This window comes from Syntrophomonas wolfei subsp. wolfei str. Goettingen G311, assembly GCF_000014725.1.
Classification (GTDB): Bacteria; Bacillota; Syntrophomonadia; order Syntrophomonadales; family Syntrophomonadaceae; genus Syntrophomonas; species Syntrophomonas wolfei.
The window spans coordinates 1,657,454-1,672,343 of the sequence record NC_008346.1; the positions used below are offsets into that span (position 1 = coordinate 1,657,454).

At 46.5% G+C, this 14,890-nt stretch carries 13 protein-coding genes; all 13 read right to left on the minus strand.

Going from position 1 to position 14,890, the window contains the following annotated elements:
* Positions 1 to 26: 26 nt before the first annotated feature.
* On the minus strand, positions 27 to 1,088 hold the full coding sequence (locus tag SWOL_RS07490; protein WP_011640855.1) for a protein-glutamate methylesterase/protein-glutamine glutaminase: 1,062 nt from the start codon (positions 1,086 to 1,088) through the stop codon (positions 27 to 29).
* On the minus strand, positions 1,081 to 2,637 hold the full coding sequence (locus tag SWOL_RS07495) for a chemotaxis protein CheW (RefSeq protein WP_011640856.1): 1,557 nt from the start codon (positions 2,635 to 2,637) through the stop codon (positions 1,081 to 1,083). The genes SWOL_RS07490 and SWOL_RS07495 overlap by 8 nt, the downstream gene beginning before the upstream one ends.
* 37 nt (positions 2,638 to 2,674) lie before the next feature.
* The gene (locus SWOL_RS07500; RefSeq protein ID WP_011640857.1) at positions 2,675 to 4,621 is read right to left on the minus strand and encodes a methyl-accepting chemotaxis protein; all 1,947 of its coding nucleotides are present in this window, start codon (positions 4,619 to 4,621) and stop codon (positions 2,675 to 2,677) included.
* Positions 4,622 to 4,645: 24 nt separating this feature from the next.
* Positions 4,646 to 6,136 (minus strand): Hsp70 family protein, encoded by a 1,491-nt coding sequence (locus SWOL_RS07505; protein ID WP_242649395.1) that lies wholly within the window; start codon positions 6,134 to 6,136, stop codon positions 4,646 to 4,648.
* A gap of 198 nt (positions 6,137 to 6,334) precedes the next feature.
* Positions 6,335 to 6,724, minus strand: a complete 390-nt coding sequence (locus SWOL_RS07510) for a hypothetical protein (RefSeq protein ID WP_011640859.1) — start codon at positions 6,722 to 6,724, stop codon at positions 6,335 to 6,337.
* Entirely contained in the window at positions 6,721 to 7,509 is a 789-nt protein-coding gene (locus tag SWOL_RS07515; RefSeq protein WP_011640860.1) for a ParA family protein, read from the minus strand. Before SWOL_RS07515 ends, SWOL_RS07510 begins: the two co-directional genes overlap by 4 nt.
* A gap of 3 nt (positions 7,510 to 7,512) precedes the next feature.
* Positions 7,513 to 10,296, minus strand: coding sequence for a chemotaxis protein CheA (locus SWOL_RS07520; RefSeq protein WP_011640861.1), 2,784 nt, complete (start codon positions 10,294 to 10,296; stop codon positions 7,513 to 7,515).
* An 87-nt stretch (positions 10,297 to 10,383) separates the two neighbouring features.
* On the minus strand, positions 10,384 to 10,758 hold the full coding sequence (locus SWOL_RS07525; protein WP_011640862.1) for a response regulator: 375 nt from the start codon (positions 10,756 to 10,758) through the stop codon (positions 10,384 to 10,386).
* Positions 10,759 to 10,769: 11 nt separating this feature from the next.
* Positions 10,770 to 11,600, minus strand: coding sequence for a CheR family methyltransferase (locus SWOL_RS07530; protein ID WP_011640863.1), 831 nt, complete (start codon positions 11,598 to 11,600; stop codon positions 10,770 to 10,772).
* A gap of 5 nt (positions 11,601 to 11,605) precedes the next feature.
* A complete protein-coding gene (locus tag SWOL_RS07535) occupies positions 11,606 to 12,679 on the minus strand; it encodes a HEAT repeat domain-containing protein (RefSeq protein WP_011640864.1) in 1,074 nt (357 codons plus the stop codon).
* A gap of 357 nt (positions 12,680 to 13,036) precedes the next feature.
* Complete coding sequence (locus SWOL_RS07540; RefSeq protein ID WP_011640865.1) at positions 13,037 to 13,456, minus strand: hypothetical protein; 420 nt, start codon at positions 13,454 to 13,456, stop codon at positions 13,037 to 13,039.
* A gap of 20 nt (positions 13,457 to 13,476) precedes the next feature.
* Positions 13,477 to 13,908, minus strand: a complete 432-nt coding sequence (locus tag SWOL_RS14905) for a recombinase family protein (protein WP_278078288.1) — start codon at positions 13,906 to 13,908, stop codon at positions 13,477 to 13,479.
* A 3-nt stretch (positions 13,909 to 13,911) separates the two neighbouring features.
* Positions 13,912 to 14,682, minus strand: coding sequence for a recombinase family protein (locus SWOL_RS14910; RefSeq protein WP_242649312.1), 771 nt, complete (start codon positions 14,680 to 14,682; stop codon positions 13,912 to 13,914).
* Positions 14,683 to 14,890: the final 208 nt, after the last annotated feature.

Genomic DNA, 14,890 nt, shown 5'->3' on the forward strand with positions numbered 1-14,890 from the left:
GTTCCACCTCCAATTTTAAAGTAGTTTTAGCGGTTTACCGCCCGTATGATTTCACGAGCTATATTCCAGATGGGAACTACTATTTCCGCTCCGCCTCTCTTGATGGCATCTCCGGGCATACCAAAGACGATGGCGCTTTCTTCGGATTCAGCAATGGTAATGCCCCCTGCCTGCCTGATATTAACCATGCTATCAGCACCATCATTACCCATCCCGGTCATCAAAACTCCTATGGTTCTATTGCTAAAAACCTTCAAAACTGATTCCATCATTACGCTGACTGAAGGGATGAAAAGATGGTCCGGTTTGGAACTAAGCCTAATTATTACATCACCAGCGGTATTTTTTACCAGGTTCAAGTGGCGGCCTCCACTGCCCACATATAATACACCCGGCTCCACCTTAATCCCGGCCCGGGCCTCAATAACCTCTATCTGACAGGCCTCATTAAGCCTTTTGACATAGGCGGGAGTAAAGTTAGGGGGCATGTGTTGAACCAGAAAAAGAGCGGCATTGATATCCGGTGGAATCAACGGAACTACTTCATATATCATTTTCGGTCCACCAGTGGATATGCCCATGGCTACTGCTTTGGTAACTTCCCGACCCGGTCGGGGGGGAGCTTTTTTCTTTACAACCGGTTGGCGCTGCCCCCGGGCCAATCTTTCTCTTTTAACCACACGGTTCTTCAACTGAGCGGCAGCTCTAATCTTATTGATAATCTCGGCCGCGACCTTTTTCATATCGCTGGAACTGGAAACCGTCCCCCCGGGTTTACCTACAAAATCAAACGCGCCCAGTTCCAGTGCTTCAAAAGTAGTCATGGCTCCCTCCTGAGTAAGGGAGGAAACCATAAGCACCGGACATATTTCTTCGTTTACAATATACTGCAGAGCAGTTATCCCATCCTGTTTAGGCATATTAACATCCATGGTAACGACATCCGGACGATATTCGCGGGCTTTAATCACAACATCCTCGCCATCCCGGGCCGCTCCCACCACCTGGATTTCCGGATCGGATTCTAATATTTGCTTGAGCATTTTACGCATTAACGCAGAGTCATCGGCAATCAATACCTTAATCATTGGATTGTTTTCCTTTACCCTGTTTTTTTAATTTAGGAGCAGCCCTTTTGGAGACCGGGGCTTCGTTTTGCCCGATTTGGGATATTTTCTTCCACTCCTTCTCCAGGAGGATGTTTTCCAGATTAAGCAGCATTATCATCCTTTTATCCAGGTTGGCTATGCCATCCATAAAACGCTGCACCTCTTTATCCTGCAGAATCTCGGGGGCTTCCTCCAGCAGCTGGTGAGACACCCTCAATACCTCCAGGACTTCATCCACGATGAGACCCACTTTTTTCTTGTTAATGTCGCTGACAATAATCCGGGTAAACTCGGTGTAATCCTTATGTCCCATGGCAAAGCGCTTTCTCAAGTCAATTACCGGAATTACTTCTCCCCGGAGATTTACTACCCCTTCTACATATTCCGGCGCGCGGGGGACTTTGGTAATCTTGGAAAGACGATTGATTTCCTGCACCTGGGTTATGCGCACCCCGAATTGTTCCCCGGCCAGGCGAAAAACCACCATCTGTTCCTCATCTTCTTGTAGTTCCTGTTCCAGAGTTTCTTCTTCGATATCCTGCTTTGACTCGAATTGCTCAATTTCCTGAAGCTCTTCACTGCTGATGATATCCTGCAAATCCATCAGCATTATGATGCGCTTCCCTTCCTCCAAACGAGCAATACCCTTTAATCTCTCCCCGGTTTCTCCGCTTAAAGCCTGCGGAGGAGGAAAAATGGTATCCTGGGGTACCCGGGTAACCTCAAATACCTTGTCCACAATAAGTCCTACCATGACCCCTTCCAAATCAGCCACTACCACCCGGGTGCTGATGGTGTTTTCTTCACTGCCCATATTTAGCTTGACCCGCAGGTCGATTATGGGCATCAAGGTATCCCGCAAAGAAATTAATCCTTTGATATAGGGAGCAACATTGGGTACCTTGACGATTTCCGGGTAGCGAATTATCTCGCGTACCCTTTCGATTTCCAGGCCGAATTCTTCATTTCCCAAGAGAAAAGAAACCAGCTGTACTTCATCCAATGCCTTTTCCTCTTTTTTCCGGGCTTGCTCTACTCCTTTTCTAAAACCTGCACCCTCTGCAGCGCTTGACTTTTCCATACTGCAAACACTGGCCACATCCAGAATCATGGCCAGCTTTTTCTGGTCGTTAAGCTTGACCACCCCGCTTATGGAACTGCTATCCACCCCGGTTATCGTCGCTGGAGCAGCTTCAATTCGCTCGGTATCCACCCGCAGAACTTCGGAAACTGAGTCCACACTGAGGCCCACGGTTTTACCGTTTACATCCACTACGATAACGCGGCTGGATACTTCTCTTTCTTTTTTCTGCAGGCCAAACTTGGCCCGGGTATCGATTACCGGCAGGATGTGCCCCCGAAGGTTGGTAACCCCTTCCACATAGGCAGCCGCCTGAGGTACTACCGTAATCGAAGGAATACGGATTATTTCCTGCACATTCATAATATCTATACCAAAAGTCTCTTCACCTAAAGCAAAGGTAACCAGTTGCATTTCACCTGAGGAGAAAACGCTTTCAACACTCATCCCGATCCCTCCCGCTTCTTATTTTGCGTCCTCCTTCTTAATTAGCCTGCATTTCATCGGCGATAGAGGCGATTTCTTCTATAGAATTGGCCAGTTCGTCAATAGCTTTGGCCTGTTCATCGGCCACGCGGGAAGCATCTTCAACCTGTACTTTGACTTGTTCCATAACTTCAGCTACCTCATGACTTTCCCGTTCGTTTTCCGCCACTGCCTTCTTAATCTCTTCCACAATTACCAAGGAAGCTTTTTGAGCCACATCGATTTCTCCCAGGGTATTAGTAACAACCTGGTTTTTCTGAGCCGCTTCTCCCGCCATCTCATCGGCTTTATGGGTGGAGCTTTCCGACTGTAATATTTCCCCGATTACTTTACCCATCTGCATTTGAATATCCCTTACCAGGTCCTTAATCTTATCCGCATTTTCCGCCGACTCGCTAGCCAGGTTCCTTATATCGCCGGCCACTACGGAAAATCCCCGGCCGTGCTCCCCGGCGGTGGCCGCTTCTACAAAACCGTTTACGGCCAGCATATTGGTCTGAATGGAAACATTTTCAATGGTGTCCACAATTTTTTCAATCCGGCGGATTTTCTCCTGCAGTTCCTCCACTGCGCTATTGGTTCCCTGGTAAGATTCGATGCAACTGCGTACCCGGGCCCACACCGCCCGGGCCAGAGCGCGATTATGCTCCAGGGTCTGGCTAACTTCTTCAATTACTTCACCAGCAATAGCCGCTACCGCTACTATTTCTTCCGTAGCTTTCCCGCAGTCTACACCCAGGGAAACCGCCTTATGAGTTTCCTCATTAATCGAACGGACCGCTTCCGCCAGCTGCATTAAAGAACTGGCAATTTGCGTTGCCGAGGTGCTCAGTTCTTCAATGTTGGCTGATAATTGTTCGGCCGTAGCCGCTACTTCTTCCGCCGATTTGTTGATATTGGTGGAGGTCTTCAAATCCTCCGCCATTTCGCTGAGCTCCTGGCTGGCTACATTGACTTCTGCCAGGGCTTTGCTTTGCTCCACTACCGCTTTGGCGATTTCCTGGGTTCCACTGACCGCTTCCTCATTAGCCGAAGCGATGTTTTCACTGCCCGCCAGGAATTCATTGGCATTCTGTGCCAGCAAGTCTGAATTCTTTACTTCATTATCAATATGCTCGTTATACTGGCCGAAAAGCTGTCCCATTTTTTCAAAACCATCAACACTATCCTGCAAATCCTTCTGCATCTCATCAAAGTCCTGCACCGTTTTGTTAATGTCCTCTACTACCGCTTCGACCCCAGCCCGAATCTCTTCCACCACCCCACGGATATCGCGAGCGGAGCGTTCTGAGGTCTCAGCCAGGTTGCGCACTTCATCAGCCACCACAGCAAAACCCCGGCCATGTTCACCGGCCCGGGCGGCCTCAATGGCGGCGTTCAAGGCCAGCAGGTTGGTCTGATCCGCTATCATAACCACCGCCTGGACTATTTCTCCGATCTGCCGGGACTGCTGTTCTAATTCTTCAATTCTCCGGGCTGATTGCTGATTTTTGTCCCCGGCTTCCTTAAGTTGGCTCTGCATAGCCTGCATAGCCTTGATGGCTTCCCTGGCCCCGACATTGCCATTCAAAGCAGCCTGGTACAGCTTCTGCAACTGCTGGTTCAAGTCGACAGCGGAGCGGTTGAGCTGCACACTGGCTACCCGCATCTGTTCCGCACTACTGCCCATCTTCTCCCCGTTGGCAGCTACCACTTCCACCAGACGGGTAAATTCCTGACCAGCCGCGTTAGACTCTTCAATTCCTGCTACCAGTTGTTCCGAAGCTGATGCGATCCTTTCCGCCATAGCCTGCTGCTTGGCCAGGGTGCGGGCCCGGGCTTTTTCCTGAGCCATTTTCCTGGCTATTTCCCTCTTCTTGGTAATCTCATCGCCGTTTTCTTGTTTAACCGCTATTCCCGTTTTTTCTGTCATAGTACTTGCCGGTTTTGCCAGTTTTTTTGCCATTTAATTAACCCTCCTTAAAAGATTTTATATAACCTTCAGGTTTTTACCCCTGCGAAAAAGCTGCTGCTGTTTAGAAAGATATCCTACCCCATTTATCTCAATTTCATTTTGTATACCAGTATCGATATCCATAGCCGATACATGTAATATACCATTACGATCAATTGCAAAAGTTACATCAATATTGGCTTCGCCAACCGCCGCTTTCCTGATACCGGATAAATGAAACTTACCCAGGGAAATATAATCCTCACTACCATCAACATCACTCATTTCATCCCGTTGCAATATGTGAATAATCACCTCCTCCTGCTTGTCTTCAACCGTGGTAAACAGCTTGGATTCTACGGTTGGATAAGGGGTATTGGCGGCAATAAGAGGGATGAATTCCCCCTCGTGATCTTCTATGCCCAGGGTATGGCTGGTAACATCGAAGAGCTTTACATCCTTGACCTGGCCGGAAAGCATACCGGCCTTCAAGGCCGCCCCCAAGGCTACCACTTCATCCGGATTAATCTCTGTCCTTATAGCTGCTGTCGGGAAGATCTCTGCTACTAACTCTCTAAATCCCGGCATCCGGGAGGCGCCACCCGCGAAAACCACTACATCTATCCATTTTTCATCTACCTCGGCCCGCTCCAGGGTCTGCCCAATCAGTTCCTTGATCTCCTGGTACAAATCACGGCAGAGGTAATTGAATTGCTCCCGTTGCAAGAGCTGGTTAATATGCAAGGGGCCAGCCATACCCATACTTATGTAAGGAATCAAAACTGAGCATTCTTTTACCGTAGAGAGGTCCAGTTTGGCCTTTTCCACATTAATATAGATTTGCTGCATAGCCACCATATCATTACGCAGGTCTATCTCGTTTGCTTCCTGAAAACTCTGTACTATATGTTCGGCCAGGCGCTGGTCAAAATCCATGCCACCCAGGCTGCTGGAACCTCCGGTAGCTTTTACCCGGCAAAGCCCTTTCTCATATTCCATAAGGGTTATATCAAAGGTTCCTCCACCAATATCCAAAACCAGAATATGTTCCTTTTCCGCTTGTTCTGAAGCATAGGCCAGAGCTGCCGCCGTGGGTTCGTTAAGAAGCTGCAATATTTTAAGCCCGGCCAACTCACCAGCCATATAGGTAGCCTGCCTTTGGTTATCATTGAAATAGGCCGGTACAGTTACCACTGCGGCTTCTATTTCCTGACCCAGGTATTCTTTTGCATAGTCGCTTAATTTGCGCAAAATTAAAGCGGAAATCTCAACGGGGGAATAAGTCCGGCCCGAGATCTCCGCCTGAAAATCTGATCCCATATGTCTTTTAATCGAGCTAATCGTTTGCCCGGCTTTAAGCAAAGCCTGGTTGCGGGCCACTTCTCCCACCAGAACCTCCTGCTCATTTTTAAAATAAATTACCGATGGGGTTAGGCGGCCTCCTCTTTCATTTATAATGATCTCCGCTTTACCCTCCCGGTTTATAAAAGCTACCAGCGAGTTGGTGGTTCCCAGGTCAATCCCCACTATCAAAAACTTCTCCCCCTTTTACAATTAGCTTAGAAAGTCCTGGTAAATTAATTATGCTAGTCACTAAAAGCCCGATTCGGAACGACACGGGGGTCGTTCCCTACACACCCTTCGGTCGCTTTTAATGTAGCTGAGCGGTATATTTATGCACGCTAATGCATATTTATAACTTTTTGCAATGACAGCAAAGTTATATTATCCATTATCTTTAAAATCACTATCCATGGCCTGCAAATTCTCCCGGGCTACCTGATTCCGGGGGTTGGCCTCCAAGCCTTTTTCCAAATAGGCCTGAGCCTCCTTAATTGCCCCGTTTTCAAAAAGAATAACCGCAGTATTGTTACAGGCCTGAGACAAAAGATCTTTAGCCGCTTCCTGCTTAAGGGACAAGAAAGGTTCCAGGCAGTCTATAACCTGCCGGTAATAATAATAAGCTTCAAACTGCTGTCCATTTTCATCTTCATTAAGAGCTTTTTTAAATAGTGATTCGGCATCCCTTATGGCCTGTTCTTCCCCCTCCTGCCTGGGTTCGCTTGAGCTCAGGAGCAGTTCCAGGCCCATGCCTAAGTTTTTCATTCTGCTCATGTTCTTACACTCCTGGCTATAATAGTTTCCACCACTTGCAGGTAATCCATAGCTCCACGACAGCCGGGGGCATATTCAAAAATACTCTTGCCAAAGCTGGGAGCTTCAGCCAATTTAATATCGTTCCTGACCAGGGGAAGAAGCCGCTCCAAGCCAAAGTTATTTTCCACTTCTTCCTTTACACTACGCGCCAGGTTGGTTCGCAAATCACACTTCACCGGCAGAATCCCCAGAAGCCTCAATGCCGGATTAAGCTGGGCATTTACGCGATAGAGCACCCCCATCATTTGCGCCAGGCCGTCCATGGACAAGAAGCTTAATTCTATTGGTATTAAGAGCCAATCGGATGCAGTTAATCCATTAACGGTTATTAAGCCCAACGAAGGGGGCAGATCTATTATAATAAAGTCGTAATCCTTTTCCAATTCCATTAATAGACTACGCATTAGGGATTCTCGCCCTACTACTGAACTCAATTCGATTTCCAGGGCCGATAAGTCAGCCTGGGAAGGAATAAGATCGAAACTTTTGGCTTCCTGGATAATAGTATTATGGATGGAGTCCTTGGAGAGTTCATTTTTGGCTGCCAGGTGAAGAAGTTGATAAATGCTCATATCCAGCTGGTGGGGCAGAATCCCAGATCCGGTTGTGGCCTGGGCCTGGGAATCGGCATCTATTACTAGAACCCGGTAGCCCTTTCGGGCCAGTCCATCCGCAATATTCAATGTGCTGGTGGTCTTGCCGCTTCCGCCCTTGCGGTTGGCCAGAGCAATAGTTGTCGTCATTATCTATCCTCCATAGTCAAGCAACAGGAATAGCTGGTAAAGCTGTCCAGGATTCAGAATTAAAACCACACTGCCATCGCCCATTATAGTAGCACCAGTATAGAGCTTTAAGGCCGCTAGCTCCTCTGCCAGCGTTTTTACTACAAATTCCTGTTCGTGCTGAAAAGAATCTACAACCAGTCCAAACCTGTTGCCATCATAATTAATAACTACAATTGGAATCCGCATATCGAAAGTAATTACCGGAGCAGCAAAATCCTCTTTTAAACTCAGCAAATCTTTAAGGTAGATGAGATGAACGATTTCATCCCGTATATCAGCTATTTTGATTTTTTTGTAGCTTCTAATCTTATTGGCGGGTAGTTTCACGGTTTCTTCAATGCTATCTAGCGGGAGAATAAAACTTTGCGAACCCATTTTTACCATCAGACCCCGAATAATGGACATGGAAAGGGGTATTCTAAGCAAGAAATTCGTGCCCTGGTTTAACTGGCTGGACATGGTCACCGTTCCCCCGACCTGCTCAATATTGTTTTTGACCACATCCATGCCTACCCCCCGACCGGAAAGCTCACTAACTTCCTCGCGGGTACTGAAACCAGGTAGAAAAATAAGCTGGTAGGCCTCTTCATTACTCATGCTTTCAATCTGTTCCGGTCTTATCAAGCCCTTACCCAGAGCCTTGAGCTTGATCTCCTCAGGATTCATACCTTTACCGTCATCGGAAATCTCAATTATTACACTGTTGCCCTGGTAACGAGCTTTCAAATATATCTTACCCTGGCGAGGCTTGCCCTGGGCTTCCCGCTTATCTGGAGCTTCAATTCCATGGTCAACAGCATTGCGCAACATATGTACTAAGGGGTCATTGATGGCTTCAATTACCGTTTTATCCAGTTCCGTTTCTTCTCCCAGCACCACCAGATCCACGCTTTTTCCGGCTTTGCGGGAGATATCTCTAATAGTCCGGGGATAGCGTTGGAACAAGATTCTAAGCGGAACCATGCGGGCCGACATTATAGCATCCTGCAGCTCATCGGATATCCTGGCTACTTCAGCAGCAATATCCTTCACTTCCCGGGCCAGTCCCGGTAATTGGTACTCCAGTCCAATTTTACTGGCCAGGTGGAAAACCCGGTTTTTGGAAATTAAAAGTTCTCCGATCATATTCATCAGGCGATTCATTTTATCCTGGCTAACCCGGATGGACTGTCCCCCTATATCACTTGAAGCTCGGGCCGGTTCGGGGACTTCCTTGCTTTTTTCCCGGGCCAACTGCTGCTCCAGTAAAGCCCGTTCCACATCCTCGGGTTCTACCTTACCACTATCGACCAGGATTTCACCGATTTTTTTCTGCTGGGCTAACGCCTCGTTTAGCTCCTCCTGGCTGAGTTTTTGCTGGGCCACCAGGATTTCTCCGATTCTCTTTTCTCCATATTCCAGGGGTACATTGCTTAGCAAATCCTTAATATCGGCTACCTTATCTCCCAAGAGCTTTTTTATTTGCCCATGATGGCTCTTCAATTCTTTAATAAGCCCCGGATTTACCAGGTCTTCCCCAGGGATCAGGTCGTTAAGATACTGGGTATGGGAAGCAATAAGCTCAAATATATCCTCATATTCCAGGTATCGACTGGAGGAAGCAATACTATTTAGTGCCCGCAGGTACTGTTTAACCCTCTTACGGCTGATAGGTGTATCCTCCCGGGCAGAACTAATAATGCTTTCCATGGACTCCAGGGCTTGATTCGTTATATTGACAAAGGCCTTGAGCTGCCGGGGTATACTCTCGACCGGACCCGAAATAATGGATTGATTCGCTTCCTTATCCGCCTCACTCAGGGCATTGATCCGGCTTAGCAGGTCCTCGATAGGCAAATCTTCGCTTTCTATACCTTGAACCATTTGGCTGAGCGCAGCTGTCCTATCTACTGTTTCCAGGATAAGATCTATCACCGGGGAAGAAAGGGGGGCTTGTTGGTTGCGAAAAGTTTGTAGCAAGCTTTCGGCGGCATGGCTTAAAGATTTTATCTTCTCAAAGGGGTCATCAGGGGTTTCTTCTTCCTGCATGCTGTTTATTACCCCTGCCGCACCCTTTATACTATGAAAGCCACGCAAGATGGCATTCAAGCGTTCCAAATCTTCGGGCTGTTTTTCCAATTCCACACAATTCTTTTCAATAGTATCCAGGTGTTCGCCGGTTTCCTCAAAAAAATCCTGCAGGAGTTGTTCACGAAAAGACGAAATCTCTATTTTCATAACATTGGCGACCGATTCCGGCAATTCACATTCCACCTGGATTTCAGAGTCACAGCTCTCCTCCTGAGCGCTTTCCCGGTTCTCCAATGTATTATTTCTTAGAACTTCAGCTTCCTGAATAAATTCTTGAAAACCATGCTCTTTTATTAGCAGTTCAAATTTTTCCCGGGGAGGATTGGCCTCCAGTTTCTTGACATGCTCCCCCAATTGCCGAATTTGTAATTGGAGAATATCCACTCCCTTAAGAAGGATATCGGTTATCTCCGAAGTAACCGGATACAGACCTTTTTTCATATCGGTCATAAAAGACTCCAGGGAATGGGCGGTGTCTTTGATGGGGATTAAATCCAGAAATGCAGCTACACCCTTAACCGAGTGCATAGCTCGGAATACTGCGTCCAGTTGTTCGGAATCAAATTCAGCTTCCAACTTCAGTATGCCCTCTTCAATCCCGTTCAGGTGTTCACTTGATTCCTCTACGATTCCCTGCAATATCTCCAAATCATCAGGGTCAAAGACGTATTTCATCCGATTCCAGCCTGCCTTTCCACAAACCACTCGCTGAACCAAAATTCAAGTTTTACCAACATAATCAATACTGGCTAATTCCTGTTATTACTCCATCAACATCCGTACATTTTCTACCATAACTTCAGGCTCAGTGGGCTTGACAATGTAGATATTGGCCCCCGCCTCATAACCTCTTTCCATGTCCTTCAGTTCATCTTCCGTTGAAATAATAATGATGGGAATCTCTTCATACTGCTCGTCTTCGCGCAAACGCTCAATGAAGGTATAACCATCCATATTGGGCATATTAATATCTGTTACCACCATATCAATCGGTTCTTCGCTGCTGTATATTTTTTCCAGGGCGTCAGCCCCATCCACTGCACTCATTACTTGAAACCCTGCCGTTTTTAAGATATAACAGTGGAAGTTGCGAATCATCTCGGAATCATCTACTACTATTATCCTCTTCTTTGCCACTATATCCCTCCTCAAGCCTGGTACATAAGATGACCATTCATTCGTTTAATTTTAAAAGCCGTAGAGATACGGCTAAGAGATTCGGCATGTCCCAAAAATATATATCCACCCTTGTTGAGCATGGCATAGAACTTTTCTACCAATTGTTTGCGGGAGTATTCATCAAAATAAATCAACATGTTTCGGCAAAAAATAAAATCATAATATCGCTCATTGCGTAAAGCCCGGCGTTCCATAAGGTTTAATTGTTCCAGAACCACCATATTCCTAATTTCCGGATTTACCATAAACCTACCTGGGGAAGGATTCGAAAAGTATTTTTCCAGGTAGGGGGGAGGAACATCTTTTACCGAACGGCTATCATATATTCCACGCTGCGCTTGTTTTATTACATTTTCATCGATGTCTGCTCCTTTTACCACTACATTCCAATTGTGGAAGTCTTCCAGCATTTCTTTAAGGATAATAGCCAGGGTATAAGGTTCCTCACCGGAAGAACAAGCAGCGGAGAATATACGCAGGTTTGGGTCGCTTTTGGCTCGCTTTTTCTCTAATACTTCGGGTAAACAGACTTCAGCAAATATTTCTAATTGGCTGAATTCCCGAAAAAAATAGGTTTCATTTATGGTAATGAGGTTAATTAGTTCCTGAAATTCACGATTATCCCTATCGTAAAACTTCAAATGTTTAATATATTCGCTTACTTTTTGCAGCTGGTTTATTTCCATTCTTTTTTGCAGCCGTTTTTTGAAATAGTAAATCTTGTTTTCTCCGAAATGCATTCCGGTGCGCTCATAAATCAAATTTCTAATAGCAATAAAATCTTCCGTAGATAAGTCCATATGCATCACCTCACCGGGGCCAGTTGTATAATCGCTTTTCCAACGGCCTCCAATAATTCATCGTCTCCAATCTGCTTCTTAAGTTCCAGCAACAAAGGGAGTTGCTCCGGATCGCCTAAAAATCCCAAGCCCTCAACCGCACCCAGACACAAGAGTTTTTCAGCAGAACAGGCATAACTGGCCAGCAACGGCCCAATTTCGGAGTTTTTAAAATGACCCAGGAAAACCAGCAATTCATATTTGTTGATTACATTGATGTCACTGGCAATATAAAGGGCTAGATCCTCCACCATCCCCGCAGGTAAATAAACAGCACCACTTCGCCGCAGTATACCCTCAATAGTGTTGATTATCTCTTTGGCCATTAATTTCCCTTTACTTTTCATTAGTGAAAAAACAAAAGGAAGGTACTCTTCCTTTCCCTGCCGAGCCAAGTATTTTAAATATGAATACAACTCCAGTTCATTTATTTGCTCAGGTTGAGGATAAAACTCGGCAACCAGACGGGCAGATTCCTCATCGCCCAGTATGGCCATAGTCTCTAAACAGGTACAGCGTAAAAGTAAATTCCTACTGTTAAGAAAAAGCCGATTAATGCCAGCAATATGAGCCCTGGCCTCTAATCTTCCCAAGTATTCTGCCGCGGTTATTTTAATATTAATATCCGGATCATCCAGGCCCCGGGCGATAACTGCAGCCGAGTGAGTACTCTGCAGCTGAAAAAGGATATCAACGGCAAATTTTCTGATATCTTTATCCGGATTATCCAGCAAAGGTTCTATGTAGGAAATTGCCAGTTCATCCTGCTCCGAAAGTATCTCAATGACCGCATTGCGAATGAAGGCATCATCACTATGCAAAAGAGGGATGGTCTTTTCTACCAGTTCTGAACTTGACAGGATCCGAAGATTTCTAATGATTACTTCGCGGACAAATTGAGAGGATTCTATTTCCAGCTGTGCTACCAGCAAGTCAATAGCTTCCGGTATTCCCTCATAAACAATGTCTTCTACCGCAAACGCTCTTTCCCTTTCATCTTCAGAAGAAAGGTTTTTAATAAATTCGTCTTTATTCGACAATTTATCACCGCCCAGTAAGCTTTATTAAACATTAGAAACTGATAATTTGGTGCTCTTTTACCCTCAGTTGTTTTCTGGATAAACTAAGGCATTAGTCCTGGATTTTCCGTGCGTTATTACTTACATCTTATCATATATTTCTACATAAAAATACAAGTATTTTGTCAGGGTATACAAACACCCAAAAAAGGGAGTTGCGGTTAGGGATTAGCGTAAAAAACTAATTTTTGACCGATTCTCTTCGGGCGGACACAAGAGTAAAGACCACACCAAAGGGTAAAACCTTGAGTGTGGTCTTTTTCTGCGTAAAAAAGCCACACCCGCAAACAAGCTGTCATTGGGTGTGGCCGTCCTTATTTACTCGGCCTTATCGGACGCTCGGAACATAGAAACCTCCGCCTCGGTCATATCAAAGTACAGGACACGGCTCTCCGCATCCAAATAACCACTCACCTTGTAACGCTTGGTGGAATCGTAGCCGGGAATCATGTGGGTAATCACATCGTGGATATTCTTGTTGTTGCAGGACAGCGTTGCCGTCTGCTCCCCACGAGGCTTGGAGAATGCCGTAGCTTTGGCCTCGTTGCTCTTGCAAACACGGATGGCAAAGACCTTCTTCTCCGCATCCATGCAGTATTGCACATTCTGCGGGTAGTTCAAATCCTCCAGAACACGCTTGGTGAAGGTGATGCCCTTCTGGTTGATGAAGATGTCCGGGGCAGCGTTGGTGGTGATGTCGATAACAGACAGATTGATTTCCTTAAAATTGATAGCCATAGTAATTGTCCTTTCTGCGTCTACTCGTTTTCGAGGTCATTGACGCTCTCAATGATTTTTATGAATTGTTCTCTTTCGTCCTTTGTCCAGTTCGCATCCAGAAGGAAATAGCCACGCAGCACACCAGTTTTCACACGGGCAACGGTGAATTTCTTCTTGATTTCACCAATCTGCCTGTGGCCCCGGCCCTGCTTGGCAGCAAGGAGTACCTGTACCTTATCCCACTGCTCACGCTTGATGATTGCCGGGTGGTCATTCTCCCAGTGATACTGTGGCAGCACATCCCGGTTTTTCACGGATTTATGGGTAAGGTAGTCCTTCGTGTATGTTTTCTGATACAGGACATCTCCGCAGTATTTCTCGTTCTTGAGGATGCTACGGATTGTGCTTGAATTCCATCTCTCCATTCCCTTGGGAGAGCGAATTCCTTGCTTCGTAAGGGCATCAGCGATTTCCTACACCGATGCGCCCTCCACGAAGCTGTCGTAAATGTAGTGGACTATTTCCGCCTCCGCAGGCTCGATTTTTACCCGGCCCGTGTAGTCTCGGTAATAGCCAATGGTGTTCCGAACAGTGAACTTGTACAGTCCCTCCTGCATTCGGTAGCGGATACCTTCCTTGATGGCGATGCTTTTCTGCTGACTCTCCAATTCAGCCAGAGCCGACAGGATGGAGATTATCAGCCTGTTTTTGCCGTCACTGGTATTGATACCCTCCGACTCGAAATTGACCGCCACAGGAGACGGGAGGTCACTCAGCTCACGCAGTGTGGTCAGTATATCGACAATGTTTCTGCCGAAGCGACTGATACTCTTCGTAAGAATGAGGTCAATTTTACCCGCTTTTGCATCCTCGATCATCTCCAGAAAGCCTTTGCGCTTATCGACCGAAGTGCCGGATATGCCCTCGTCCGTATAGATTTTCACCATCTCATACATGGGATTGCTTTCTATTTCGGACGTGAAATGCTGCACCTGCATCTCAAAGCTGCCAGCCTGTGCCTCTTCAGCGGTGCTGACACGACAATATGCCGCCACACGGACTTTTGCGGCATATTGGTACGCATATTCCTTTCGCTCCGGCATGATGACGGTAACCTTGCGTTCGCCTTTTCTGTTCCTTTCGATGGTCTCCCGGATGTGCTGTTTTTCCTGCTCCCGGCGGTCAGTTTTCTGTGATTGATGACGAGCCTGTTCGATACGCTCCGCATCTAATTTTCTCGCCATAATCAGTAGCCTCCGTTAGTTTTGTAGCTGAATGCCCGTAAATGCGCCATTGGAAAAACCTCCTCTCTGCTCATAATGAAAAATCCTCCTTTCTCGATATTTATGGCAAATGGGGCCGAAACCGCATTATTTCCGGCTCCATGAGTCACCCTCGCACAGACAAAAAAAGACCACATCGAGGAAAATCCCGGTGTGGTCTCAAGCCTGC

Bases quoted from the DNA above. Each gene is read 5' to 3' on its own strand.
- SWOL_RS07490 (WP_011640855.1), bottom strand. From the start codon at position 1,088: ATGATTAAGGTATTGATTGCCGATGACTCTGCGTTAATGCGTAAAATG.
- SWOL_RS07495 (WP_011640856.1), bottom strand. From the start codon at position 2,637: ATGAGTGTTGAAAGCGTTTTCTCCTCAGGTGAAATGCAACTGGTTACC.
- SWOL_RS07500 (WP_011640857.1), bottom strand. From the start codon at position 4,621: ATGGCAAAAAAACTGGCAAAACCGGCAAGTACTATGACAGAAAAAACG.
- SWOL_RS07510 (WP_011640859.1), bottom strand. From the start codon at position 6,724: ATGAGCAGAATGAAAAACTTAGGCATGGGCCTGGAACTGCTCCTGAGC.
- SWOL_RS07515 (WP_011640860.1), bottom strand. From the start codon at position 7,509: ATGACGACAACTATTGCTCTGGCCAACCGCAAGGGCGGAAGCGGCAAG.
- SWOL_RS07520 (WP_011640861.1), bottom strand. From the start codon at position 10,296: ATGAAATACGTCTTTGACCCTGATGATTTGGAGATATTGCAGGGAATC.
- SWOL_RS07530 (WP_011640863.1), bottom strand. From the start codon at position 11,600: ATGGACTTATCTACGGAAGATTTTATTGCTATTAGAAATTTGATTTAT.
- SWOL_RS07540 (WP_011640865.1), bottom strand. From the start codon at position 13,456: ATGGCTATCAATTTTAAGGAAATCAATCTGTCTGTTATCGACATCACC.
- SWOL_RS14910 (WP_242649312.1), bottom strand. From the start codon at position 14,682: ATGGCGAGAAAATTAGATGCGGAGCGTATCGAACAGGCTCGTCATCAA.